Origin of the sequence: Rhodopirellula islandica (genome assembly GCF_001027925.1) — a bacterium.
GTDB classification, from domain to species: domain Bacteria; phylum Planctomycetota; class Planctomycetia; order Pirellulales; family Pirellulaceae; genus Rhodopirellula; species Rhodopirellula islandica.
On the sequence record NZ_LECT01000054.1, the window covers coordinates 1 to 24,280 of the forward strand.

Consider the following 24,280-nt stretch of genomic DNA (forward strand, 5'->3'; position numbering starts at 1 on the left):
TACTGCCTACTGCCTACTGCCTACTGCCTACTGCCTACTGCCTACTGCCTACTGCCTACTGCCTACTGCCTACTGCCTACTGCCTACTGCCTACTGCCAATGGCCAATGGCCTCCCCCAAATCCCTCATGAACTGTCCCAGGATCGCTTCCTGACTCAGGTTCTCGACTGCGTACTGCCGCGCGGCTTTGCCGAGCCGCACGCGGGTCGTTTCATCAGCGGCCAGTGACTCAATCGCTTGCCGGAACGCATCGCCATCGTCGGGCAACACGACCCGCCCTCGGCCTGTCACCACGTCGGCGATCTGGGTGCCAGGGCTGGCACACGCCACCACGGGGCGTCCCGTCGCCAGCATCCCGGTCAACTTGGACGGCATCACCAAATCGGCTGCCCCGCCTCGCTGCGGCAACAAATGAATGTCGGCGCAGTTCATCAAGTCATTGAATTTCTCAAAGGGCTGGACCGGCAACATCTGCACGTTGGCGAGCGGCGCGCAGGCCTCCGCCAAGGAATCGTGCGAGGCACCCGTTCCACAGATCACATAGTGCAGCGGCAGCTCGCTGGACGCGTGCCGGGCGGCCTCCACGATCAGTTCCAGCCCCTGCTTGGCGCCGATGTTCCCGGCGTAGAGCGCCACGATCTTGCCCGCCGGGATCTGGAATTCAGAACGCAGCGCATCCATCCGCTCGCGAGCCGATGACATGGATGGCTGGTCCTCGGTCACCACCCGCTGCGTCAGCAAGGCCTTTTCATCACCCTCTCCCTGGGAGGGTCGGACCGTTTCGGGCCGGGGAGGGTGAAGGTGGGATTCGCTGGAGCTGGCAAGCTGAGCAAGCGGCACGGCTTCTTCCGCCGTGTCCGCCGACGCCTCGCCGGGCCAGAGCAGTGGTTTCATCGCGTCGCAGTCGACCCAGTTGGGGAACGAGACCACCCGTTTTTCATCCACTCCTTTTTGGACCACCTTCAACAGCATGTTCGGCGAGATGCTGCTGACACGATCGAAGCGGCGCATCAAGAAGGCTTCCGCCGCCAGCACCATCCGTTTGAGAATCGGTTGTTTCAGGATCCCCAATTCAAAGGCCGCATCGACCTCAAAGTCCTGGACATGCAACCAGCACTTCGCACCGCACAAACGGGACGCGATCCACGTCGTCGGCATGCACATCGCAGCGGGCTCGACCGTCAAAATCACCTCCGGCCGGAACGAGATGGCTTTCCAAAGCACAACCGGGACACTCGACAATCCAAAGGAAGCCAAGTGAATCACACGCTTCAGCCCCGAAACCTTCGCCGGCACCCACAAAGGGCACCGAATCACCGCGACACGCGAATCGCGTGACGACGGTGAGTCGTCAGTCGTCAGTTGGCAGTCGTCAGGGGCGCCCTTTGGGCTTGAGTTTTCTGCATCCAGTTGAAAGTCGTCAGAACCAGAGCGGTGACGGGCCGTTTCGTCCCCCACTGACAACTGCCCGCTGCCCACTGACAACTCCCTCTCCTCTGCCAACTGACAACTGCCTTTCCTCTGCCAACTGCCGACTGACAGCTCTCTCGTATACCTCCACCCCGAATACCCTTCGCCGATTTTCCAGCGTGGGTAATACGGCGGCGTGGTCACGACCACGACTTCGTGCCCCGCGGCGGCAAGCTCCGCGACCATTTCTCCCGAGTACTTCCCGATCCCGAACTAAACAAAAGGGAATTTTAATTCGCAAAGCCAAACTCTGAAGTGACGCGACCTCGTAATTGGAACCTACTGGACGTATAGCCGACGAATTCGAAGCGTGGCGTTAATCGGTTTACTATGCGACCAGTTTCCGCTCGGCCGGATGATTAGTTCATAGTCGCAGAATATCCGCTCGCCACTTGCTGAGCACGATCTCACGATCAAATTGCAGAACGGACTCGAAACCTCGCTTACCCATTGCATCCAGAGAGTCGCGCATCGACATCAGTTGCCGGATGCTAGCTGCAATTGATGACACGTCATCGTATGGGCTCACCAATCCACACTCGCTATCTGCAACAACTCTTGCTAGTTCCGACTCCGGGTCGGCGGCAACGAGCAATGGTTTCGATCGAGCCATTAGCCCCAACAACTTTGATGGAAAAAAATTATTTCCCGCACCGCTACGTTGCGCGACAAAAATCACGTCGACATCTGACAACATCGACTGATACTCAGCGGGATCAAGGAATGGCAAAAAGGTGACGTTTTTCACGTTGAGTTCAGCTGCCTGAGTCATCAAGTTCGATTTATCGGCCCCCTCTCCAATCATAAAGACATGTAAATTTGTCTCGGCTTCAAGCTTTTTCGCGACGCGAATCAATACATCGACGCCTTGTTTAACACCTATATTTCCAGCGTAGGCAACGGTGAATTTATTCGCTGCCTCGGGGAACCGAGGAAGGAAGTTTCCAGCCTCGGCTCCACGTGCTGCAGCGTGAGCATCAATCCAGTTTGGCACTAGGAAAAGACGCTCTGGCTTAACACCCTTGCTCGCGATGGTTGCCACCATCGAGTCCGAAATTGAACAAACCATATCCGCACGGCGATAGGTCCAAGCTTCTAAGCTTTCAAAGACTCGGGCTAAAAACCCACGCTTCATCATTCCCAAGGCGACCGCAGCATCCAGCGGCAAGTCTTGGACATTGATTACCAACTTCGCTCGCCAAAGCCATTTAAAAATAACAGCGACCAAAGCGAGAAAAAGAGGTGGAGTGAAGACAACGACTGAATCTGCTCGACCTGCGCGGAGAAAATTCAAGAATGCGAAAGCACTGAACGAAACCTCGTGCAAGAACCGCCTGACCGCATTTAACTTGCCTTGGGGAACATAAAGGTATCCTCGCAGGACACGTACGCCGTGATGCGATTCGGCCGCGAAGAGTCTGCGTTTGTCTTCCTCTCGTTTATGCCATCTTGGATAGTACGGAAACCCTGTGACTACTGTAACCTCGTCTCCGGACTCCTCTAGAAAAAGCGGGAAGTCAGAGCTATAGACGCCAATGCCAGCGTGGTCCGGCGAAAAATTGATGCTTGCAACAACTGTCTTCATTGATCCGAACCTGGTTTCAGAGCGGAGCCTTGTTTCGCTCGAGCATGCCAAGCCTCAACGATTTCTGATATCGTTTGGTCCAACGATTTCGTGATTCCCCATCCCGGATAATGAGCTTGCATCTTGCTAAGATCGGAATAGTAGCAGATGTGATCTCCAATGCGATTCCCGTCTTGGTATGCGTACTTCTGAGGTTTTCCCGTAATATTCTCAACGCGTGCGAAAGCCTCTAGAATCGACGTACTGTTATCCTTACCACCCCCGATGTTGTAAACCTCACCGCGGCGAGGCGAATCGACGAATGCGTGAATAAAGCGTGCGACATCGAGCGAGTGGATATTATCACGGACCTGTTTTCCCTTGTATCCAAAAACGGTGTACTCCTTTCCTTCTAAATTACACTTAACGAGGTAAGACAGAAAACCATGGAGCTCAACACCTGCGTGATTGGGCCCCGTGAGGCAACCACCTCGCAAACAGCAAGTTGGCATATTGAAATATCGGCCGTACTCTTGAACCATTACATCAGCAGCCACCTTTGACGCACCGAAGAGCGAATGCTTCGACTGATCAATCGTAAAACTTTCGGAGATCCCTTTTTCGAATTCGGGATCCGCATAGTCCCATCTTGTCTCCAACTCTTCCATCGCAATTTGATTTGGTGCATCGCCGTAGACTTTGTTTGTACTCATATGAACGAACGGAGCTTCGGGGCATGCTCGCCGAGCGGCTTCGAGGAGATTCAGCGTACCAACGGCATTCGTATCGAAATCGTCGAACGGAATATCGGCCGCCCGATCGTGAGACGGCTGAGCGGCAGTGTGGACGATCGCTGAGGGAGAGATCGACTCCATCAAGCAGATCACACCCTCTCGATCACGGATATCAAGTTCGTGATGTCTAAAGAGGCTTAGACTCGATTCCAAACGGCGTTGATTCCATCGAGTGTCTCCTTGCGGCCCGAAGAATTGCGCCCTTTGATTATTATCAACTCCGTGAATCTGATAACCCAGCTCGGAAAAATGGACACAAACCTCAGAACCAATAAGTCCAGAGGAACCGGTAACTAGAATAGACTTTTTCATTTGACTTCCCATAACCAAGGGCAACACAAAACATAACCTAGCAAACACTTCGAACCAAGACAGCTGTGATCATTGCTTAAAGAACCAGACTGTTGGACAGTGCGAAGCGCAATAACGACCTGGCAGAACAACCAAAAACACGAACCTAGTACAGCAGCGCATTGCAAGCGAATCGACGACCAACGCATTGCTGTCGGCTCCAGTGCAACAGCGTCGTTGACCGTGGACTTTGAAACATGCCGCAATTCAATAACGGCGCACAAGATGCCGCCTAAACACAGGCAACGTAGAGGCATATTTCGGTGAACGACTCATGCTTGTCAGTCGCCTTAACTCCTTAATCCTGTCACTGCGGATAAAACAACCGCGTGATCACAACAATGCAATGATCTCCCGCCTCAACCAATGTATCGACCATACCCCCGTAGCGTTGTCCGACCCCAATTTTCTCAGACGCGTAGTTCAGACCGTGCAACAAGATTTCCCAATGACCATCAGCCCGTTACGAGCAACCAAAACCAGAGAATCGAGCGAGGCATCCGTCCCTTGAACTCACAGATTAACAACAAAGAACAACGCAGAAATGCGGGTTACACCACCGTTGCCAACCGCTCGGACGAGGCAACCTCAAGCGACGCACTGGCAATCGACGGAGCGTCTGGTGCGCATTCCTCGTCACAACCCGCTGTGTCAGCCAGGCATCTTTTTCGATCACGTATATCCAACCACGAAACACACGAACAAGCAGCCACAATGATCGAGGTGCCGCGTGCGAACAGACTGGAACAGCACAACCGGACACAACACAAGCAAGAAACGAGCGACCCCTTTCGTGTTTTTCGCGTCTTAGACGTCACCATGGGAATCAGGCCCAGCTGCCTGGCGTGCTTCCCGAATCTTACAATACACCTGAGTGAAATAAGACATCTTCAAGAGCGCGAACACGAACCCGCGTGAGCCATCCAGAAAACCACGCAGAAAGAGATAGGCCCCGACAAAATAGACGGGCCCGGCGAGTGGCGATGTCACCATTCTGTACTTCAGCTTTTGTTTCCACGTCATCGACGCACGATCTTCCTCCGACCGAACTAGGAACCGCGCTGCTTCCCAAGAAGAATACTCGTTGTGCTTGGCAATATAGTGGTGTAGCGGACGAAAGTCCCGGTGATCGATCTTAGATCGAATAGTCCCCAACGTGCCATCCAAAATTGGATGTTCATGGATCTCCATGTCCAAGTGACTCCAACCGTCTTCCTCGATCCGCTCGTACTCACCCGCCCCGACCTGAAACAACGCCAGTTTGTCCAGCGGGTAACCATGCTTGAGTTCACGCCCCAGAAAATAAATTGTGTAGTGCAACCAGAACCCGACGTGCGAGGTTGATGGCAAGGTCTGGGAAAGCTCCGACTTAAAGGCGGGCGTGAGATGTTCGTCCGCGTCCAAGAACAGCACCCACTTAGTAGCAGGCGTATGCTCCCGTAAATACCAATTGCGCTTCTTCGGGAACTTCCCGTCCCAAACAAAACCAACGACCTCCGCCCCCCAGTCATTCGCGATCTGGCAGCTTGCGTCCGTGCTGCCTGAATCCACCACAACAACCTGGCTAGCGAAGTCCGTCCCAATCGAATCCAGGCAATCGCCGAGGGAATCTGCTTCATTCTTTACCGGAATCACGATTGTCAAATCAAGCATTCATTCCATCCGTTCCGGTACGACGTTTCCGAATCTCTCTCGCAGGATTCCCAACATAAATTCCGTTCGCATCTGCGTCTTTAAACAAGCACGCTCGTGCGCCAACGACAGCGCCAGCTTCAACAATTACTCCCGGCCCGATGAACGCTTCTGCCGCCACCCATGCACCACGTCCTATTTCAATCGGAGCCACTGTTAACTGAAAATGCTGGTCATCAACGTCGTGACTGGCCGCACATAGTGACGCATCTTGGGAAACAATGGCACCCTCACGCAGCGTGACATTCCCCATGCAATAGCAATTGGATCTCGGCCCCAGACAACTTCGTGATTCCATCTTCAAGTTACAGGGCAACCAAATCTTAGCACTGGCGTAGATATTGGCGTCCCACGCAATATCCCCACCAAAGAGACGAGTAAGCCAAACCCGATATTTACGCATCGGGGGCGGAGTCCACGAGGCCAATACTTTCCATGCTGCAATCCATACCACACGTTTCACACGGTTGGACAAAGAGTAGCTCGGCCCTCCTTCTAGCGGTCTCGTAGACTGAGCATCAAGAATTTCAGACTGAATCATTTGGCTCTCCTAATGCACTCAGAGCATGGCTTCCCGCAAACTCCGTGTGTCATACTGCACCACAAACACCGGGCAGTTTCTGCAACCAACTGCGGTTGCCGCGATACCAATCCACACATCGCTGCAAGCCCTCTTCCAGGCCAACTGTTGGCTCCCAGCCCAGCAAGGCTTTCGCATTGGTTGCATTAGCCCAAGTCGACTTCATATCCGCAACGTGCGCACCTTGACAATCTACGACCGCACTCTTACCCAACATCACCTCAAGACTTCTGACTACGTGACCAATGGAAAACGGCCGAATTCCTCCACCCAAATTAACAATCCCATAGCCCAACCTTTTGGCAGCAAGAACCGCCCCCCCCCTGGCGATATCATCAACAAACGTGAAGTCACGCGATCGTTCACCGTCGCCGCAAACGACAACAGGAGTGCCAGTCTCGATCGCATGGATAAATCGCAAATAGCTCATACCTGACCGTCCAGCAGGTCCGTACACCGCAAAGCACATCGCCACAGAGACATCGATTCCGCACAAATGATGGTAGGTGCAGGCTATCGACTCAGCGGCATTCTCCGTCGTCGCACTGGGCGATATTCGCGAGGCAACAGGCAATGACTCCCAAAACAGCATCGCCTGGCCTGAATTCAACGAAGAAGTGGAGGCAAGCACAAACTCCCCTGCTCCTTGCAACCGAGCCTCTTCAAGCAAATCCAAATTACCAGTAGCGTTTGCCTGAATGTACACATACGGATTCTCCATGCTATAGCGAACGCCAGCACGCGCAGCAAGATTCAACATGTCATCAAACCTATGCTCCCGAAATACGGCAGAAACAGCATTCCGATCCCGATATCGACGCAGCGGAACCGGACCCCCTTCGACTGCCTCAATGATCCTAATCGGTGAAATCCCAGAGCGACATCGCAGTAACCGTTGAGATTGTCAATCCAGACAATGCTGCCCCGCTCCAAATAGCGGTTCGCCACACGGGCCCCACTAAATCCGGCGCAACCAGTGACGAGTATCTCCTCGCTAAAAACCTTACTATTCATCACAACTCTCAGCAGCCATTCCAAGCCCCTACAATTCACACAGAATGAAAACCAATAAAAACACATGCTCCACAACAATCAAAGCATAGAAGACCATCAGACGCCATAGAGAAATCCCAAACCGTCATCTCTTCCGAAATCGCTAACCGCTGTGCGACCTGGAGACTACAACTCGTTCAACGGACGCCAAGTTCCTCATATTGATCGACAACTCGCTCCAAAGTAAAACGATTCTCCACCAAGCGTCTAGCCTCCTTCCCTGCCTGTTCAAGATCAGTACGCAAGCAAAAGTCTTCTAGTGCCTGGTACAGTTCCTCGGGTTTCAAAGTGGTTTGAAGCCCGGCATTTTCCGCGGCCACTTCGGGGAAGTTACAACCGGGAGTGACAATTGCTGGCACCTGCCAAGACAGGGCTTCTACAACTGCGTTTGGGAACCCCTCGCTGTGACTCGGAAGAACGAACCCATCGGCAATCTGGAAGCACGCATTTTTACGAGCACCGCTGACCTCGCCTAAAAAATGAATATTCGCGTCACTTCCACGTGCAAGTGTTTCAATTCGCTCCCGGTACACTGCGTCGCTATATGCCCCTGCAACAATCAAATGCCACTCTGGATTCTTTTGAATGAGCCGAGAGAACTGTGGCAGAAGACGATCGAGCCCCTTTTTGGGGTCAATACGCCCGAGGTACAAAAGCAATCGTGCGCCTTGCGGAATCTCAATCCCTAGCTGGCAACCGGCCGAATCTCGATCCAGCCGCTCGACGCCAGGCAACACCACACCATTCGGCACAACTTTCACATTAGCGTTTGGATACATTTCTTGGATATATTTTTGCTCGATAGCCGTATTGGCTAAAATCGACGCAGCGCGGCCCAGGTTTCGATCGACGTAACCAGCTCTCGCAAGCCGCTTCTTCCACGGCGACCTTGCTAAAATATAGTCTTCGAGCATTCCGCAGGATCGAATATAAAGCTTCGCCGATTCAACATCAGCCAGCCTCAATGCCAATCCGTCAATCGCCCCCCAAATCCCACTGACGACAATCACATCAGCCTGCCTTGCCAACTCCCGGATTCGTCGACTAGCTCCAAACGCGGAACGAACGCCAGCACCCTTAGAAACATACTCAACCGCAACGGCGGGTGACAACGCAACAGCTTCTGAATCAATTGGCACCGAAGCAATCGTGAGCTGATGTCCACGCTCAACCAACTGATTTGCGATCGCGGCTGCCACACGAGGAGGCCCCCCCGCTTTCACAGCGAGACTTTCCAACAGAAAACAATATTTCATACGACTACTTTTCACCACGTTTGCGCACAACCTTCGCAGGAGCGCCAACTGCGACACTAAAAGCTGGGACGTCGCGTGTAACTACAGAATTCGCGCCGATCACTGCCCCATCCCCGATACACACCCCCTTTGTAACAATCACACCTCGACCGATCCAAACGTCGGTTCCTATATGGATAGGCGCACCCAGAAACCCCTGCTCTCGTATGGGGATGGCAGGATCCTCAAAGGCATGATCGTAATCTCGAATACTAACAAATTCACCAATTCTCGTATCTCTACCAACACTAATTGAATGGACACTCGTAATCACACAATAGTCGTTCAGACCGACATTATCCCCAATTTCAATCACCCCCTTGTTAGCAAGCATATAGCACCCCACACCGATATGCGAACGATCACCTATTCTAATTTCGCCACACGGCCTACCGACACGCACTACCCCCTCAAACTTAACACCCTTCCCAATCTTACTAAACTTAAGTCGCCAATGAAGTTTGTGATAACACAACAACAACAAGTACTTAGCCTGAACGCTTCCAAACCAAAACGCCCAAACCATGCACCCAAGAGGTCCACAATCTTTGCTAACAGAAAGTGCGCGACCTAGCAATCTAAACACCATAAGCAATCACCACACGATAGAAAGCGACACCTTCGGCCCGCACGCACTTCTCGTAACGAACAGCCAACGCCCTAAAACAATTAACAACGCACGAACAAACAAAAAAGCGACAACTGGCCACAGCGCTACATCGAGAACATTGTCGCGATAGTCCTGATAGAATCAACTCCCGGACCCGCGTGACATTGGCGAACACAAGCAACTCAAAAACCTGCGTCTACAACGCATCCACAATACCTCTCAGTGACTGCGAGTAGTCCTCAAACTGAAACTTCTTGATAGCTGCCAGGGCATTCGCCGAAAGAAATGCGCGATGCTCCGCGTCAACTGATAGCCTCCGCAATGCCCGTTCAAACCCGTCCAAATCACCTGCCTGAAACTCGTACCCAGACTTGCCATTGGAAACAACCGCTCCTGCTTCACTGGTCGTGACGACAGCAAGGCCAAAGGACATCGCTTCGTACGTTGCGACTGAAGAGCCTTCGATATAGCTTGGCAGAAAAAACACATGAGACGCTCGGAGCTTTTCCGACAGATGGGAGTGCGACAATATTCCGGCATAAGTGACCCGAGCCTCAGGGAACTCGAGTTGCAGACGTCTAAACTCGTTTACAACCGAACCAACGATCTCAAACGTCATATTTGTCACTTCTCGTAAGCGATTGGCGACAACGAAAAGATCTCGCAACCCTTTTCGACAAGCGTCATTCCCTACAAAAAGAACCTTTATCTCCTGCGTATCTCTCTCAGGCAAAACAGCCAAAGGCGAAAAAGGTGTCCAATATGGCAATTTCACCACTTTACTTTTAGGCACCCCGAGTCGCACAAGTTCGTCAGTAACAAACTGCGATGGTGAGAGAATCGCATCTGCCAACGACCACTCAGCCTGTTCGGTTCTCGCTAGCGATTCGTAGTGCTTCCCCCAGTACTGCAGCTCTTCCTTGCTCCCATATTTGGCTAGCGCTTCAAACTGCGTTACACGAGGCGCCACACACTGCTCGAGTACCTTGAGCTTATCGCCACTATTTTCGAAACACTTCCTAGCCGCAGTATCAACGCAATACACTACATTCGCCGTACGTGGGCCGCGATCCCTAACACTGAGATAATACGATGCCAATTCATCCGCTGCCCACAGGTGTAACAAGTGCTTTTTCGAGTCCTCGATAGAATTCAATCTGATTTTATACCTTAGCCCGATACTCCGCCTGCATTTCACCCTGCCAGACTTCAGTCGCAAAACATACCTCTCAGCCGAAACACGAGAAGGAAGAATTTTCTTTGCAACATACTCTGATGCGAGAGCAAAATCTGTACACACTACATTCAATTGCCCCGTTTCGTCAAATGCTTTTGCCACATCAAAAGACCGTCGCGGCGTCAACTGAACCAGATCAACTTGTCGTGTCATAAAGAAACCATCCTGCAAAACCAAATAAACACCGGAGACGACTCCTACTTGACTGTTTTCTCTTGCTACCGCAAGAGCCGCGAGGACCGCCGCAAAAGGCTGCGTCCGCCCTCACTACTACCACTACCATGCACACAACCAAGGCTCTACTAAACATTTCTCGAGCCCGCTTTGGATCCTCTGTCCCTGACGCCGCCGGCGGACCGCCCGTGGATATGCTTGTGCCGCAGCAAAGCCAGCCCGTTGACGCGAAGCGCCATCAGCAATGCTCGGCAACCGCCACAATGACTCGGTTCAGCGACTCGCCCGCCCCAGATGCTCCCGGTCGTGGCGGCTAACGAAAGGTGAAGCGAGACACGCCTCCTAACAGGTCTGCCCCAACTCCGTACTGCAGAAGACCTAAACGCCTCGAACGCCACGCGAATGCCCCCAGACAACGAACCTTAATCCAATGGCCCCCTACCAGGCATCACGGCGAGGACGCACCCAGTAGACTTCGATTTCAGTATTATGGACGAGCGTATCATCGCCGACGAGATCGCCCTAGAACCGATCAGTGAACCGGACAACGAAATGGAACAACACCAAACAATTTTAATCGATTGAACCCCGCGAGGCTGTGAAGATTCGATGGCAGGCGCTGCGGCGGTTCATCGGCTCGGTTGCCCGAAATGCTCCGAGAACAATTCTTTACGCGGCAAAGATCGCCTCTATGATGAGCTTCCGAAACGATCCGACGTCAGGGCCGGCCATGGCGGAAGCAAAAACTAGCAGAAGCTGCAAAAATGACGCAGCAATGCGCACTAAAAAGTGCGTCTCCTCGCCTGCGCTTGAAAACACAGGCGAATTCCTGCAACCCGGAGGCGGCTTTCACAAGCATTCACTGCCAAATCGGATGAGAAGCAGGAAAGCCGAACCAAGAAAAGTGCTTCGCAGCAAATAAGAACGATCGCATGCAAGTCAGCCTCGAAGAACCCTCCTCGCGCTCATCAGCGACCGTCAGGCAAGACAGCGGAACCAGGACACCTAGCTAACTTGCGTCCCTTCCGTGCAACACGAGTCTTTGCCAAGTACTTCGGCACGAAATACAAGCAGAGATAGGAAAGCCCCCACCAAGGCAAAATCATGGGAATTGCACCCGAGATAGAATCGTAAACCGAAAAAGGTATAAAGAGCAGCAGCACGCAGTAGAGCATCCGCCTCCTGGGGTCGTTCCCGATAAAACAGTAGTTATAGAACTTACCGCAAGCAATTCCGAACACAAAAAAATACAAAGCGCCTAACCAGCCGAATGCGAGGAATGCCTGCCCAAACCCAAAACGCACCAAGTAGTTCTTCGATTCCGAATACGCTAACTGGGAGTTCGATGCTCGGTTTCTCACCTCGCCCATATTCGGCTCTGGTAGCGTAAACGCATCTTTGACGGCCTGACCAAAGATTGTCGAACTGACGTACTGAAACGTAAATTTATTTATAAACCGCACTCCATACGAGTACTCGCCAGTCCGGGCAACAGCATCCATGTCTTTTGCAACTTCAATAACTTCGTTTGTCCTGTCGCCTTCAATAGCCCGAGAGAGCTCTTCAGAGTAGCTTATCGAATACAGCTCTTCAAAGCTGAAATTCTTAGTGGATTCACGCATCACCGGAAGCAGAAAAAACACAGCCACCACGAAAAAGACCCCCAAGATCACCTGCTTTCGACTCACGACCACGCCGTTGAGTGCCCAAAGCGGCGCAAGGACAGACAGCGGCAAGAACAACGTATCACTGCGTCTTCCAGACACTAAAATAAACGGCGCTGTAACGGACAGGCAGATCGCAAAAACCAACAGGCAGTTCCTGCTTTTGGTTAGCGCGTAGCCACAGAAGGCCAAGACCTGTACAGGACGAAGCAACCTTGCGACGAACAAGAAAATCGCGAAGGAACCACCGCGGATATCTCCGTACTCTGTGGGATTAATCTGAGACTGTGCGAGCAATGCAAGGCACATTGGCGGGACTAAAGAGACGCCCAGGAGTTGCCCAGGAAATCTTGGCTCGCATTTACCGGGCGAGCGAGGGACATGCACGACGAGAGCATAGCCTAGCCTGGCCAAGGCCAGACACACCAGCATAAAACAGACGAAGCGAAGATACTCTGCATCTGACATATATAGACTGGTCGTGACATTCGCAGCCAGAGTAGGGAGAATCAACGCAGCGACCGTGGCCGATGTCAAGAACGGCAATTGAAACACTCGGCACCGATCCTTCAATGCAAGGTACATATCCGAAAGGATTAGCGATACAAGAAGCAGCAGGGGTGCGGCCTTTAGTGCACTGTCCATTGTGTTGTGTAACCTACCTCAAAACCACTCTTTACGACTTGCCACGCGACAGGAGCTTGCTTGTGCGAATTGCAGAAGATGCAATTCCTGTGCACCGACAGCAGAACTGCTGAAGAGTATCGCCAAGAATGCGAAGCGAACTCTGCAGTACAAAAACGGCCATAATCAACTCAAAAACGACTAGCCCAGTGGCGAGCCCCGAGACACCAAATGCCATACTCAAGTAGTACATACAAAACGCCGAACACGCAGCAGATGCAACCCCAAGGCTGTTTATCCTCCAGGGGCGATTAGACGCTCTGTGCACAACGCTACTCGTCCACCAGAATGAGTGGAGAACGAGCGACAGGCTCATCAGCCACCACGCAAATGGCGGGACGCTAAACATTCCCTTTGTCCAAACTTCATAAACCATCGGCCCAAAGAGCGACAAGGCAATGGCCATTGGAACAGACAGCACAATGGAAACCATGACGCCAGCTGAATGCAGCTCACGAGCTAATCCCACCTCATCTTTGGCGATTGCGTTTTGTAGCTCTGGTGCAATTGACTGGTTAACTAGGGTTAGCACCTGGTTTCCCGTACGGCATAGCGTTCTCAACGTCCCCCACTTAGCCGCACCTGTCGTGCCAAGCGTCAACGCGGCTACCCACAGAGTCCCCTGGAACAAAATCGCTTGCCAAACAGCACTAAGCTGGAAACCAATCCCCGAGACGAGCAGCTTTGACAAAACACCGAACGACACAGTCGCTCCCGCCCCCCGGTTCACCATGCTAAACGACAAGACCGCATAGAGAACTAGACAAGATAGCTTTGAGAACAGGATCCCGATCGAGACCGCGAATGCCATCCCACCTGACGCAACAACCGCCGCAGTAACTACAAGCTCCACAGCCACCTGTGTGCTGAGTATCATGCTTGAAGCAGCCGCTCGTTGTCCATGTATCCAATACGCTTCAAGCGGCGCACAGAGCTGCGTGGGAAAAACCGATCCGAGCAGAATTAGAAACACGGGCCAAGGGGCCCCAAGAAGCTCAAAGCTCGAAACGGGGAACTGAAAGCCCAGCAAAGCCAGAGAAGCCACGGCTAGCAGAAGAGGCCCCCCGAACAGCGCAATAAACACTATTGCAGTTAAGCAAAGCGAGTTTGCCTCGCGGTAGTTTTGAGCACCGAGCGCGAGCACTGCTCGAGTAGCGGCAGATGTCCCAACACCAAGGTTTGACATTGCCAAGAAACTCGGGATACTGCTAATAAGCAGCCACTCTCCAAAGTACTCTGGACCCCAAGCAGAGATAAACAGTGGCACGATTGCTAATTGCCTCGCTAGAATCAGCGACTTTGAATACATTCCGACGCTGAAATTCGCTGCCAAACGCCGCTTGCGAGTCATTTTGGGTATACCAGATTCATTAGTCTGCAATTCCGAATTCAGATGCTATCAGAGATGTTCTCCCAGCGAGCTTTCGAGGAATTGAGTCATAACAAAGAACTCTTTATCGAGAGTCGCTTGAGGAACCCGTATCTCACAGCCATAGCGAAGGTCGATGCCAAGACGCTCAAACACTCCGTTTCTTGCCGTCGTTCCATAGTACACGGCAGGATTCCCAAACGAAAGCGTCGGCAAAACAGCATGCACTCTATTTGAAACCGTAAGCTCGGTTTGCTTATACAACGAAAGATACGACAGTGGATTGTAGGACAGAAAGCTATTTGGCTTCGCGAAATTGAGGTGCGAAAACTTATAGCCAATATCATGCACAGGACGTATGATCTTCACACCATCTATATCCGATGGGTACCTTCGCATCCATTCAAGATGCCGCATCCATTTCCAGTGACGCTCTTTCTCAATACGCTTCCGCGGTGCATGTATTGCCCCGTCTTCACCAGCCTCAATTGGAGGCTCAAAGGCTTCGTAGAAACTGACGGTGACGTAACGCTCTGACTCACAGATATCTGCAACTGGACATGTCTTGGAAACCAGGGATGCAGCGCAAACTCCGTTCAGAGATTTCCCGCAACAGTCCTTATACAGTTCGTAGGTCTGGGGATCCCGGGATGAAAAAGCCACCGGAGAGTACCTGGACAGAAAATCCAGGTTCTCCTTTTGTGCCTTTCCGTTTCCGTGGACACTCAGAAGACAGTACTTCTTTCCGCTTGCAATTATCTTTTTAATTAGCCCACCATATTCCTCAATAAAAGATACGGACATAATGGGACCGGACAAGACAAATAAATCGGCCTCCTGTATCAGGTTCAGTTTAAAAGCGTTGTCTTTAAAATTCCGCGGGCGAAAAGCTCGTTCGATCGGCCCCTCTAGCATAGCAATATCAGCGTCAGCAAATACGCTCTTGAGCATGTAGTACAAACTGAATTGATAGAAACCATCACCTATATTGTTCCACGTTGAGTTTTCAACGAGCACTCTCATTATTCTTTCCGGTTAAAGGCGTGGTTGCACGCAAAGCGTATGCTTGCCCTGGGCGACCGATGTTTTGAACTTGGCTCTGCGGCCTTGGCTGAGATCCGCAACCCAGAGGCTGCGTTTCCATCAACGTGATCCACATGAGACTCATGCGTGTTAACTTGCGTCCACATGCAATCGCCTAGGCTGAAGATGGGATACCCAACAGCAGAACCTCAGGCTCCGACAGCCGCCTGATGTAGTGGTTCGAAAATCCATTCTAGCGACCTGTTTCATTGCCATCGGCCAGACGACTTGAGTTTTTTACTCTGCCGCTACATGAACGCTGTGCCCATGCTGCTTGAGCAAGGCATGTCGCCGGGCGATGTCGAGGTCGCTTACGACCATTTCGGCACACATTTCTTCGACGGTGATCTCGCATTCCCAGCCGAGCTTTTCTTTCGCTTTGGCAGGATCGCCGAGCAGGGTCTCGACTTCGGCAGGACGGAAGTAGCGGGGGTCGACTTTGACAATGATGTCGCCCACGGAGATCGCGGGGGCTTTTTCTGAATCAGTGATCTTGGTGACGGTGGCGATCTCGTCGACACCCTCCCCACTGAATTCGACTTCCATCCCAGCTTGCTCCGCGGACATGCGGACGAATTCACGGACGGTGATCTGCTTGCCAGTCGCGATCACAAAGTCTTCGGCCACCTCTTGCTGCAACATCATCCACTGCATTCGAACGTAGTCCTTGGCGTGGCCCCAATCCCTGAGCGCGTCCATGTTGCCGAGGTACAGGCAGGGCTCGAGGCCCTGAGCAATGTTGGCCATCCCGCGAGTGATCTTGCGGGTCACAAACGTTTCGCCGCGACGGGGGCTCTCATGGTTGAACAAAATCCCGTTGCAGGCATACATCCCGTAGGACTCACGGTAGTTGACCGTGATCCAGTACGCGTACATCTTCGCGGCCGCGTAAGGTGAGCGAGGGTAAAACGGCGTGGTTTCCTTTTGCGGGATCTCCTGCACCAAACCGAACAACTCCGACGTGCTGGCTTGATAGAACCGGGTCTTCTCCTCCAGCCCCAGGAACCGGATCGCTTCCAGCAATCTCAAGGTGCCCAAGCCGTCGACGTCGGCGGTGTACTCGGGGGATTCGAACGAGACCGCGACGTGGGATTGGGCCCCCAAGTTGTACACCTCGTCGGGCTGGACCTCTTGCATGATCCGGGTCAGGTTGCTGGTGTCGGTCAGGTCGCCGTAGTGCAGCTTGAAGCGAGCGTCTTTGGCATGAGGCGACTGGTAAATGTGATCGACACGCTGTGTGTTGAAGGAGGACGCGCGGCGTTTGATCCCGTGGACTTCGTAGCCTTTTTCCAGCAACAGCTCCGCGAGGTAGGAACCGTCTTGGCCGGTCACGCCGGTGATGAGCGCTTTTTTCATAGTTGCGAGTTGCGAGTTGCGAGTTGCGAGTTGCGAGTTGCGAGTTGCGAGTTGCGAGTTGCGAGTTGCGAGTTGCGAGGGGCGAGGGGCGAGGGGCGAGGGGCGAGGGGCGAGGGGCGAGGGGCGAGGGGCGAGGGGCGAGGGGCGAGTTTCTCGCGACTAGCCGCTCGCTACTTTTTCTAACCGCTACTCTCTTTTGTGTCGTTGAATCAATGCCCCCAGTATTCGGCCGAGCTGCAGGGCTTCGTCTGCCCATTGTTGACCGTCGGGCTTTTCAATGTAACCGGCTTCGATTCCGATCAGGATCTGCGTTCGGAGTTCGCCAGCCGAACCTTTGGCGTAGGTCAAGAATCTCGCAATCTCTTTGTCGCTGTCTCGCTCATAGCCCTCGGCGATGTTGGACGGGACTGAAAGTCCACTCCGAGTGAGCTGGTCTCGAAAACCAAAGTCCCGCAAGTCTTTCGTTTGCTGATAGAGCGTCGCCGAAAGCCGAGCCGAGCGTCGCCAGACGTCAAGGTCTTCGTAGGACACGGGAGAGGCCTTTGTTTTTTAGATAGCGGCGAGCGGCGAATTGGATGTAGCCGGATTCGCCGAGAATTCGGAAGGGAGAGAGGCAATTTCTCGTTTCTCGTTTCTCGTTTCTCTTAACACGCCCCCTCCCGAAAGAGGGCGGTTTTGATGGTTCGCCAGAGGATGAAGATGTCTCCGGTGACGGACCAGTTGTGGAGGTAATACCGATCGAAGTGGATTCGCTGCTGGTACGAGGTGTCGTTGCGGCCGCTGACTTGCCACAGCCCCGTGATTCCGGGGCGGACCATTTGGTACATCTCGAACACCTCGGGGTGCTCCTGGATGTACTCCCGGTCGTAGTTGCCGCAGTCGATGATCGGCCGGGGGCCGACCAGACTCATCTCACCACGCAGCACATTCCAAAGCTGCGGCAACTCGTCCAGGCTGGATTTGCGAAGGAAATCACCGATCCATGTGATCCGTGGATCGTTTCGCAATTTGTGAGTCGCTTCCCACTCGGCTTTCATCTCCGGCCGTGTGTCGAGGTACTCCCGCAACTTCTCATCGGCGTTGCAAACCATGCTGCGAAACTTCATGGCTTGGAATGGTTTTCGATAACGCCCCACTCGCGATTGGCAGTAAAAAACGGGGCCAGGATCCATGACCTTGATCGCCACACCGATCGCGGCCATTACGGGCAACCAGAATGGCATCGAACCGATCACCAGAATCAAATCCATCGCTCGCTTGACGACTTGCGCTTTCGGGCAGGTCAGCGTCGTCCGGCAGTGCATTTCGATCTTGCCGTCGGCTTCGATCAAGCGGACTCGCTCGGTGGGATGCCGTTCGATCTCGGTTGGAATTGCGACATGCGGGATGCCATGGAACTGCTGGAACGCGTTGCGGGCAGCTCGATTGCGTTCTGCGATCACGACGCGGCACGCCTGCGCGTCTTGTAGGATTTCTTCGAGGGCGCCGATTGGCCCAATGTGGACGCGGTGGTCGCCGCCGGCCCGCTGGGCGATGGATTGACACCACTGCATCTCTCGCTGCATCGATTGCCGCGTGTCGGCAACACCGCTTTCGTGGCGATCGGAATCCCAGTGCGGCATCGGATCGAAGACGATTCCCACGGGGCGGACGCCTTCTGTTTTGGCACCCGAAACACGCTCGAACAATCGCGCTGCCCGCTCGCCATTGCCAACCACAATCACGGGCTGGGTCCACCACTGAAACTGACACAACCAGCGTCGCATCATTGGCCGGACGGCGCTGAGCAGGAAGCACAATGAAACACTCAGGACCGACCATCCCAGCCAAGGGAATTCCAACAGGCCGGTTGTGAACAACATCCCCAGCCCCAGGGCCACGCAGACTTCCACCGTGGTTTTGAGAATCCGCCGGAATTCGACCGAGTAGGTGATCCCGACCCCGGGATACAGACCGTGCATGTGGTGCAGCATCACGGAGAGCGTCACCACGGCGACGGCAAACCAAGTCCCGGCCAGGGAACCGGTCCCGATCCCGGCCAGAATCGACAAACCAGCGGCGGCGGCGGCGGCGATCATGTCCGCCACCAGCAAGGGCAGCGTCGTCCGAACGTCGTACCAGGCTTGCAGCCGGCCCATCTGAATCGCAACCGGGGTGCTGATCCGTTGGGACTGGCCAGCCGGGCGGGGGCGAGCATGCTCCGCATGCCGCATGACCACGCGGCTCGGCGGCACATCCGCGTGAACCACACCGGAATCGGTCGAATCGTCTAACGCGATGGCGCTCATACTGTTCTCATCCTTGGATGAAGTGGAAGCGTGCTGACGGAAGAAGTTGGGGAGAAGAAGGCAAAGTTGCGAGTGGCGAGTTGCGAGCGGCGAGTAGCCGGATTCGCCAAGAATTCGGTAGGGCTAGTCGCTCGTGGTCTGTCAAAGTTGAAAGTGAGGGTTGATCGTAGTGGACGAGGCGACGAGTCCTTGGTTTTGACGCCAGTTCAGGACTCGTTGCCTCGTCCACTACCCTAAAAACAAGTCGTGACAGACCACTCGTTGGCGGTTGCGTGTAGCTGGATTCACGCAGAATTCGGAACGGGCTTGGTAGCCGGACTCGCGCAGAATTCGGATCGGCTTTGGTGGGACGCTGGGCCGAATGCTGGTGATGCGGGATTGCATCGGGGTGGGCTTTGGAATCACAGGCTGGAAGCCTATGCCGCAGGGGCCGAATTCTGGCGAATCCGGCTACGGGTGGGGAATCACTGTCAAAGCTAAAAGTGAGGGTTGGTCGTAGTGGACGAGGCCACGAGTCCTTGGATTCGACGCCAGTTCAGGACTCGTGGCCTCGTCCACTACCCTAAAAACAAGTCCTGACAGACCACTACGTGGTGGGGTGGCCGTTGGAGGATCCGTTGACGGTGGAACCGTTGGCGACGTGGCCGTTGCTGGAGGCGGCTTCGGGGATGGGAAGCGAACGGGTTGACGCGGCCGCAGTTCGTTTGCTGGATGAACGTTTGCGACGCGGGGCAGAGCCGGCATCATCATCGTCATTCGCTTCGTAGTACCGACGGTAATTGGCCACGTAGCCGTATTGTTTCTTGCCGTAGTAATCGTACGAACTGTACGCGTAATGGTTGCTACGCGAGTCACGGCTGTTGACGATCACGCCTTCGATCGCGATGCCTTTGTCGGTCAAGACTTCCGTGGCCCGTTCGACCAACGTGCGATTGTTCTTTTCGATTCGGACCGCCAGGAAGACACCATCGACTTCGTCCGCCACGATCGAGGGGTCGGCCACGGCGAGCAACGGCGGCGTGTCGATCAAGATCACGTCGTAGGTTTTGCGGGCCAAATCCAAGAACGCCACCCACTGGTCCGATTCCAGCAACTCCGAGGGCTCGGACGTCCGTGATCCGGAGGTGCACAGCGTCAGGCTGTCTTGCTCACTCGCCTGAACACATTCGGCGAGCGTTGCCGGGTTGATCGGGCCATCGTGACTGAGCAAATCCGACAGGCCAGGCGATCGTTCGACACCGAAGTTAGCGGCCACCGTCGGGCGACGCATGTCCGCGTCGATCAGCAGCACGCGTTTGCCCGTCTGGGCGACCGAAACGGCCAGGTTCGCAATCGTGGTCGACTTCCCATCCGAAGGACTGGGGCTGGTCAGCAAGAACACCTTCTTGGATTGGCTCTTGGTCAGGAACAACAGGGACGTCCGCAAAACTCGGAACGTTTCCGCCTCCGTGCCTCGGGGCAGGTGGAAAGTCGGGATCATCGCTGAGATGCCCGACCCTTCTTTGACCTTCTTTTTGAGAGCGGATTCCTTCAACCGGGGCACGTGTGCCAGAATGGAAGCCCCAACGATGCGTTCGACTTCCGCGGGATCGTGGAAGGTGCGGTCCGTCATTTCCGCCAGCAGGGCCAACGCCAGCCCCAACATCCCTCCGGCCAAAATCCCCAGGGCCGCAATTTTCGTTCTCGATGGCCAAACAGGAACACTCGCGGGCAGGGGCATCACAATCAAGTCCGTTGAGAAACCCGAGTAGTCATTGGTGAGGTTGATTTCGTGCAAGCGTTGAAACACCTCGTCATAGCGTGCTTGAGCACGATCCAGATTGGCTTTCAAGGAACTGCCGAGCAGAAACGTCGTTTCGACTTCTTTGGCCAGCTTGGACTCCTTTTCGGAAAGTTCCAGCAACTGCTCTTCACGCTTCTCCATCTCGGAGATATCGCTCTGAAGGACTTGATAGTAGCTAGCCAGAATATCAGCCGGCTTGGCTTCGACTCGCTTGTCTTCCTCGGGGCGGTTCTCCCGGCTCTCATCCACAAAACGCCGCATATTATCTAGTTCGGTACGCAGGGCACGAACGCTGGGGTGATTTTCACCGAACTCCGCCGCCATCAGACGTTCTTTGCTGGAGAGTGTAAGCAACTGTTGATACTCGGTCCGCGTCGATTCCTGCATGACCGCACGAGAGAGCATCTCATCATTGGTTTGATCATCGCGATTGGCAGAGATCGCCAAAAACGCATTCACCCGGTCAATTTCGTCAGCGTCCAGCAGCGACATCACGTGCACATCCGACAACGAATCCGGATCCTTGCCCTTCACAAACTCTCGAATCACAACTCGACGCGACTTCGCATGGGAAAGCGATTCACGAATCCCACCCAATTGCTGTTCGATGTTATTGAGGCGTAGTCGGTGGACATCTTCCAGAGAATCCCGGCCGTTGATGTTGCTGGAGATGAGCGCGGGGACTGACGCCACGAACTCACGGTATGCTTGATCCGCTTCTCGCAGGGCCTTCTCATTCTGAACCTGAGCTCTCGCAATCAATTCCGCCGCTTCGTTCCCGACACTGCTGGTTTGCTCGTCGATGTAGTCTTGGTAGCTATCGAAGATCGCTTGCAGAGCAGCCGCAGCCACCTCAGGATCGGGGTCCTGGTAAGTTGCCTTCAAAACACTTGCACTTTTTGCTAGTCCGTCCCCACCTTTGCTGACGGACAGATTCTCCGCCAAATCACCAACTTTGACGTTGAGACCAGCAATCTGAATCGCGTTTTCCAGAATTTTGGGACTGGCAAACAATTCCATGTGGGTCGAGAGCACGTCCTCCTGCATGGACGCCATGTCTTTGGCCCCGTTATTCACCCCCGTGTTGGCCACTTCCCCGGAACGCTGGCCCACTAAAACGGCAAGCTTGGATTCGTAGATCGGGACTTGGTTGACGAAGTAGATCGTCGCCAGGGTAACGCCGACAAAGATCCCCAGGGCGATCAGGTGGTAGCGTCGCCGGACAATCCCCAGCAGATCCAGATCAATGTCCAGTTCGTCGCCGTTGACGTCGTCAGCAGATGGGTTGGATCGAATCATGATTTTTAGAAACTCGATTGACTGGTCGGCGAAGAGCACTGACCGCGGCTCGCGACCAAGGAACTCTCAAGTCCGTTCCGTTCCGGCGAACAGATCACGCGAAAGGATGTTTGGAACTTGGGCAAGAGCCACACATCATTTGTACAGGTTGTGGAGCCCCCTCAGAAGGGAAACGCGTCAAATTCAACCCAGCACCGCACCTTTGGTCGCCAAGAAGAACTGCCGCTGCAGGGATTGCATCTCTGATTCTAGGTGCCAAACGAGCGTGAAGTATTGAAATGCCTTCATTTTGCGCGCACTTCGTGCTCTTGGGTGACACCACACCCCACCTTCGGCGGGCTCGTCTCCGAACCCCATCGAGTCGAAACGAGAATAGACCGGAATGACCAAGATTCAATCCCCATCTGGGGCCAATTGGGGGATTCAGGAATAAGGGCGACGATTTCGCAGCGTCGTGAGACAAGGGGGACTGATCCTCCCCAAATTCAGACGCGATTCCGATCCCACCAGCACGACACCCCCGTGCACATCCGCTCACTCCCCATTCGAGCTACGAGCTACGAGCTACGAGCTACGAGCTACGAGCTACGAGCTACGAGCTACGAGCTACGAGCTACGAGCTACGAGCTACGAGCTAACTGCTAACTGCTAACTGCTAACTGCTAACTGCTAACTGCTAACTGCTAACTGCTAACTGCTAACTGCTAACTGCCCATCACACCCCGAACGCGCAACGGCTTGTTGATTTAGTCAGCCGGAACGCGACAGCGTCCGGTTCGTTTCCGGTAACCGTGGGCTAGCGCTGGACTGCTGAACGCTTGGGCTTGGAGAGTATGGTCGCTTGCGCGAGTTTTCATCCCGGTAGGGATGCAAGATGGTAGCCGTCGGTAAGCGATCGCGCCACCGATGGACATGCAAACCCCACGCCGCCACTCTCCATCCCGCCGTGGCCGATGGCCACGGCGGGATGGAGAGTTTTTTGGGAGGCACGGTTTCCGGAAGTGCGCTGCTACGCAGCGCCCCCCAGCTACCATCTGACATCCCTACCGGGATGAAGAAAGACAGGATCTGCGAAACGTACTGAATCAACAGCCTGGTGAGCGATCGACCACCCCGAATTCCTCGCGAATTCGGCGACAGGGAGAAACGAAAAAAGCAGGGGCTGTTTCCAACCCCTGCTTGATCCACTCGAAGATTTGATCCCAGGCCTAGCAGGCCAATGCCTTCTGTCCTCGACGGCGTCGGTAGGCTACGACACCGGACCCGATCATTCCCAGCATGACAAAGCTGGCCGGTTCAGGCACGGCAGTCACGCTGATCGTACGAGCGGCGCCCAAGCTCGCGTCGAACTCGTTGAAGGGAAATGTCTCGCCATCTTCCGAGAAATTGGCGCTGTTACGCCCCACCCCGGCGACGAAATCAAAGGTGGTGTCGCCGACCGCACCGGCCACGTAACTGAACTCAAAGAGGCTGGTGCTGGTACCCGCCGAGAAACCGTACCCAGGAGCAATCCCCGCGAAGCCAATCCCGCCGACAGCCGTCAAATCGGCCCCGGTGGCGTTGGTGGAGGCAGCGAACAGCGGGTTGAACGCCACGGGCAAACCTATGTTGGGCTCTGCATTGCTGCTCGAAATCGTCGCCGTGAACGCTTGCAGCGTGTCATCGGTGAAGTCGGGATCCGATACACCAAGATCAACCAAGTTCACCCGCACGGTCACGACGTCGCCGGACACGAACGATGTCGTTGAATCGACGCCGTTGAGTGTATCAATCTCAAAAACAAAGGCAGCAAATGCATTGCTGGTCACCAGCGTCATGCTCAGCACCGTGAAGAATCGTATCATGTGCATCGAATAATCTCTTTGTGGGTTGGTGGTTATAAGTGACAATCATAGCCACCCGGGTAAGCCATGGCCCACCCGAGTGTCATTTTA

At 54.1% G+C, this 24,280-nt stretch carries 17 protein-coding genes; all 17 read right to left on the minus strand.

Annotation, left to right across the window (positions count from 1 at the left end):
- Positions 1-90 precede the first annotated feature (90 nt).
- Complete coding sequence (locus RISK_RS26065; RefSeq protein ID WP_053061313.1) at positions 91-1,656, minus strand: glycosyltransferase; 1,566 nt, start codon at positions 1,654-1,656, stop codon at positions 91-93.
- 178 nt (positions 1,657-1,834) lie between these two features.
- Positions 1,835-3,055 (minus strand): glycosyltransferase family 4 protein, encoded by a 1,221-nt coding sequence (locus RISK_RS26070; protein ID WP_047817276.1) that lies wholly within the window; start codon positions 3,053-3,055, stop codon positions 1,835-1,837.
- Complete coding sequence (locus RISK_RS26075) at positions 3,052-4,140, minus strand: NAD-dependent epimerase/dehydratase family protein (protein WP_047817428.1); 1,089 nt, start codon at positions 4,138-4,140, stop codon at positions 3,052-3,054. Before RISK_RS26075 ends, RISK_RS26070 begins: the two co-directional genes overlap by 4 nt.
- An 846-nt stretch (positions 4,141-4,986) precedes the next feature.
- Positions 4,987-5,832: a glycosyltransferase family 2 protein gene (locus RISK_RS26080; RefSeq protein WP_047817277.1), complete on the minus strand. Its 846-nt coding sequence runs from the start codon at positions 5,830-5,832 to the stop codon at positions 4,987-4,989.
- Positions 5,825-6,412, minus strand: a complete 588-nt coding sequence (locus tag RISK_RS26085; protein ID WP_047817278.1) for an LbetaH domain-containing protein — start codon at positions 6,410-6,412, stop codon at positions 5,825-5,827. Before RISK_RS26085 ends, RISK_RS26080 begins: the two co-directional genes overlap by 8 nt.
- Positions 6,413-6,461: 49 nt before the next feature.
- Positions 6,462-7,211, minus strand: a complete 750-nt coding sequence (locus tag RISK_RS26090) for an NAD-dependent epimerase/dehydratase family protein (RefSeq protein ID WP_315852667.1) — start codon at positions 7,209-7,211, stop codon at positions 6,462-6,464.
- A gap of 430 nt (positions 7,212-7,641) precedes the next feature.
- Positions 7,642-8,760, minus strand: coding sequence for a glycosyltransferase (locus tag RISK_RS26095; RefSeq protein ID WP_102017677.1), 1,119 nt, complete (start codon positions 8,758-8,760; stop codon positions 7,642-7,644).
- Between the two features lie 4 nt (positions 8,761-8,764).
- Positions 8,765-9,388 carry an acyltransferase gene (locus RISK_RS33460; RefSeq protein ID WP_083435185.1) on the minus strand — a complete coding sequence of 208 codons (624 nt, stop codon included), beginning with the start codon at positions 9,386-9,388 and terminating at the stop codon, positions 8,765-8,767.
- Between the two features lie 217 nt (positions 9,389-9,605).
- Positions 9,606-10,799, minus strand: coding sequence for a glycosyltransferase family 4 protein (locus tag RISK_RS26105; RefSeq protein WP_047817280.1), 1,194 nt, complete (start codon positions 10,797-10,799; stop codon positions 9,606-9,608).
- 989 nt (positions 10,800-11,788) lie between these two features.
- Positions 11,789-13,039, minus strand: a complete 1,251-nt coding sequence (locus RISK_RS26110) for a hypothetical protein (RefSeq protein WP_150122709.1) — start codon at positions 13,037-13,039, stop codon at positions 11,789-11,791.
- Between the two features lie 121 nt (positions 13,040-13,160).
- Positions 13,161-14,519 (minus strand): lipopolysaccharide biosynthesis protein, encoded by a 1,359-nt coding sequence (locus tag RISK_RS26115; protein WP_150122710.1) that lies wholly within the window; start codon positions 14,517-14,519, stop codon positions 13,161-13,163.
- Between the two features lie 48 nt (positions 14,520-14,567).
- Complete coding sequence (locus RISK_RS26120; RefSeq protein ID WP_160311506.1) at positions 14,568-15,554, minus strand: polysaccharide pyruvyl transferase family protein; 987 nt, start codon at positions 15,552-15,554, stop codon at positions 14,568-14,570.
- A gap of 303 nt (positions 15,555-15,857) precedes the next feature.
- Complete coding sequence (gene gmd / locus RISK_RS26125) at positions 15,858-16,976, minus strand: GDP-mannose 4,6-dehydratase (RefSeq protein WP_047817284.1); 1,119 nt, start codon at positions 16,974-16,976, stop codon at positions 15,858-15,860.
- Positions 16,977-17,162: 186 nt separating this feature from the next.
- Positions 17,163-17,507, minus strand: coding sequence for a four helix bundle protein (locus tag RISK_RS26130; RefSeq protein WP_047817285.1), 345 nt, complete (start codon positions 17,505-17,507; stop codon positions 17,163-17,165).
- Positions 17,508-17,620: 113 nt separating this feature from the next.
- On the minus strand, positions 17,621-19,264 hold the full coding sequence (locus RISK_RS26135) for a sugar transferase (protein ID WP_053061315.1): 1,644 nt from the start codon (positions 19,262-19,264) through the stop codon (positions 17,621-17,623).
- A 586-nt stretch (positions 19,265-19,850) separates the two neighbouring features.
- Entirely contained in the window at positions 19,851-22,346 is a 2,496-nt protein-coding gene (locus RISK_RS26140; protein WP_150122711.1) for a polysaccharide biosynthesis tyrosine autokinase, read from the minus strand.
- A 1,208-nt stretch (positions 22,347-23,554) separates the two neighbouring features.
- Positions 23,555-24,190 carry a PEP-CTERM sorting domain-containing protein gene (locus RISK_RS26145; RefSeq protein ID WP_160311507.1) on the minus strand — a complete coding sequence of 212 codons (636 nt, stop codon included), beginning with the start codon at positions 24,188-24,190 and terminating at the stop codon, positions 23,555-23,557.
- Positions 24,191-24,280 lie beyond the last annotated feature (90 nt).

Coding starts and splice junctions, on each gene's coding strand:
- RISK_RS26065 (WP_053061313.1), bottom strand. CDS start 1,656: ATGGTCGCGGAGCTTGCCGCCGCGGGGCACGAAGTCGTGGTCGTGACC.
- RISK_RS26070 (WP_047817276.1), bottom strand. CDS start 3,055: ATGAAGACAGTTGTTGCAAGCATCAATTTTTCGCCGGACCACGCTGGC.
- RISK_RS26075 (WP_047817428.1), bottom strand. CDS start 4,140: ATGAAAAAGTCTATTCTAGTTACCGGTTCCTCTGGACTTATTGGTTCT.
- RISK_RS26080 (WP_047817277.1), bottom strand. CDS start 5,832: ATGCTTGATTTGACAATCGTGATTCCGGTAAAGAATGAAGCAGATTCC.
- RISK_RS26085 (WP_047817278.1), bottom strand. CDS start 6,412: ATGATTCAGTCTGAAATTCTTGATGCTCAGTCTACGAGACCGCTAGAA.
- RISK_RS26090 (WP_315852667.1), bottom strand. CDS start 7,211: ATGTTGAATCTTGCTGCGCGTGCTGGCGTTCGCTATAGCATGGAGAAT.
- RISK_RS26095 (WP_102017677.1), bottom strand. CDS start 8,760: ATGAAATATTGTTTTCTGTTGGAAAGTCTCGCTGTGAAAGCGGGGGGG.
- RISK_RS33460 (WP_083435185.1), bottom strand. CDS start 9,388: ATGGTGTTTAGATTGCTAGGTCGCGCACTTTCTGTTAGCAAAGATTGT.
- RISK_RS26105 (WP_047817280.1), bottom strand. CDS start 10,799: ATGACACGACAAGTTGATCTGGTTCAGTTGACGCCGCGACGGTCTTTT.
- RISK_RS26115 (WP_150122710.1), bottom strand. CDS start 14,519: ATGACTCGCAAGCGGCGTTTGGCAGCGAATTTCAGCGTCGGAATGTAT.
- gmd (WP_047817284.1), bottom strand. CDS start 16,976: ATGAAAAAAGCGCTCATCACCGGCGTGACCGGCCAAGACGGTTCCTAC.
- RISK_RS26135 (WP_053061315.1), bottom strand. CDS start 19,264: ATGAGCGCCATCGCGTTAGACGATTCGACCGATTCCGGTGTGGTTCAC.
- RISK_RS26140 (WP_150122711.1), bottom strand. CDS start 22,346: ATGATTCGATCCAACCCATCTGCTGACGACGTCAACGGCGACGAACTG.
- RISK_RS26145 (WP_160311507.1), bottom strand. CDS start 24,190: ATGATACGATTCTTCACGGTGCTGAGCATGACGCTGGTGACCAGCAAT.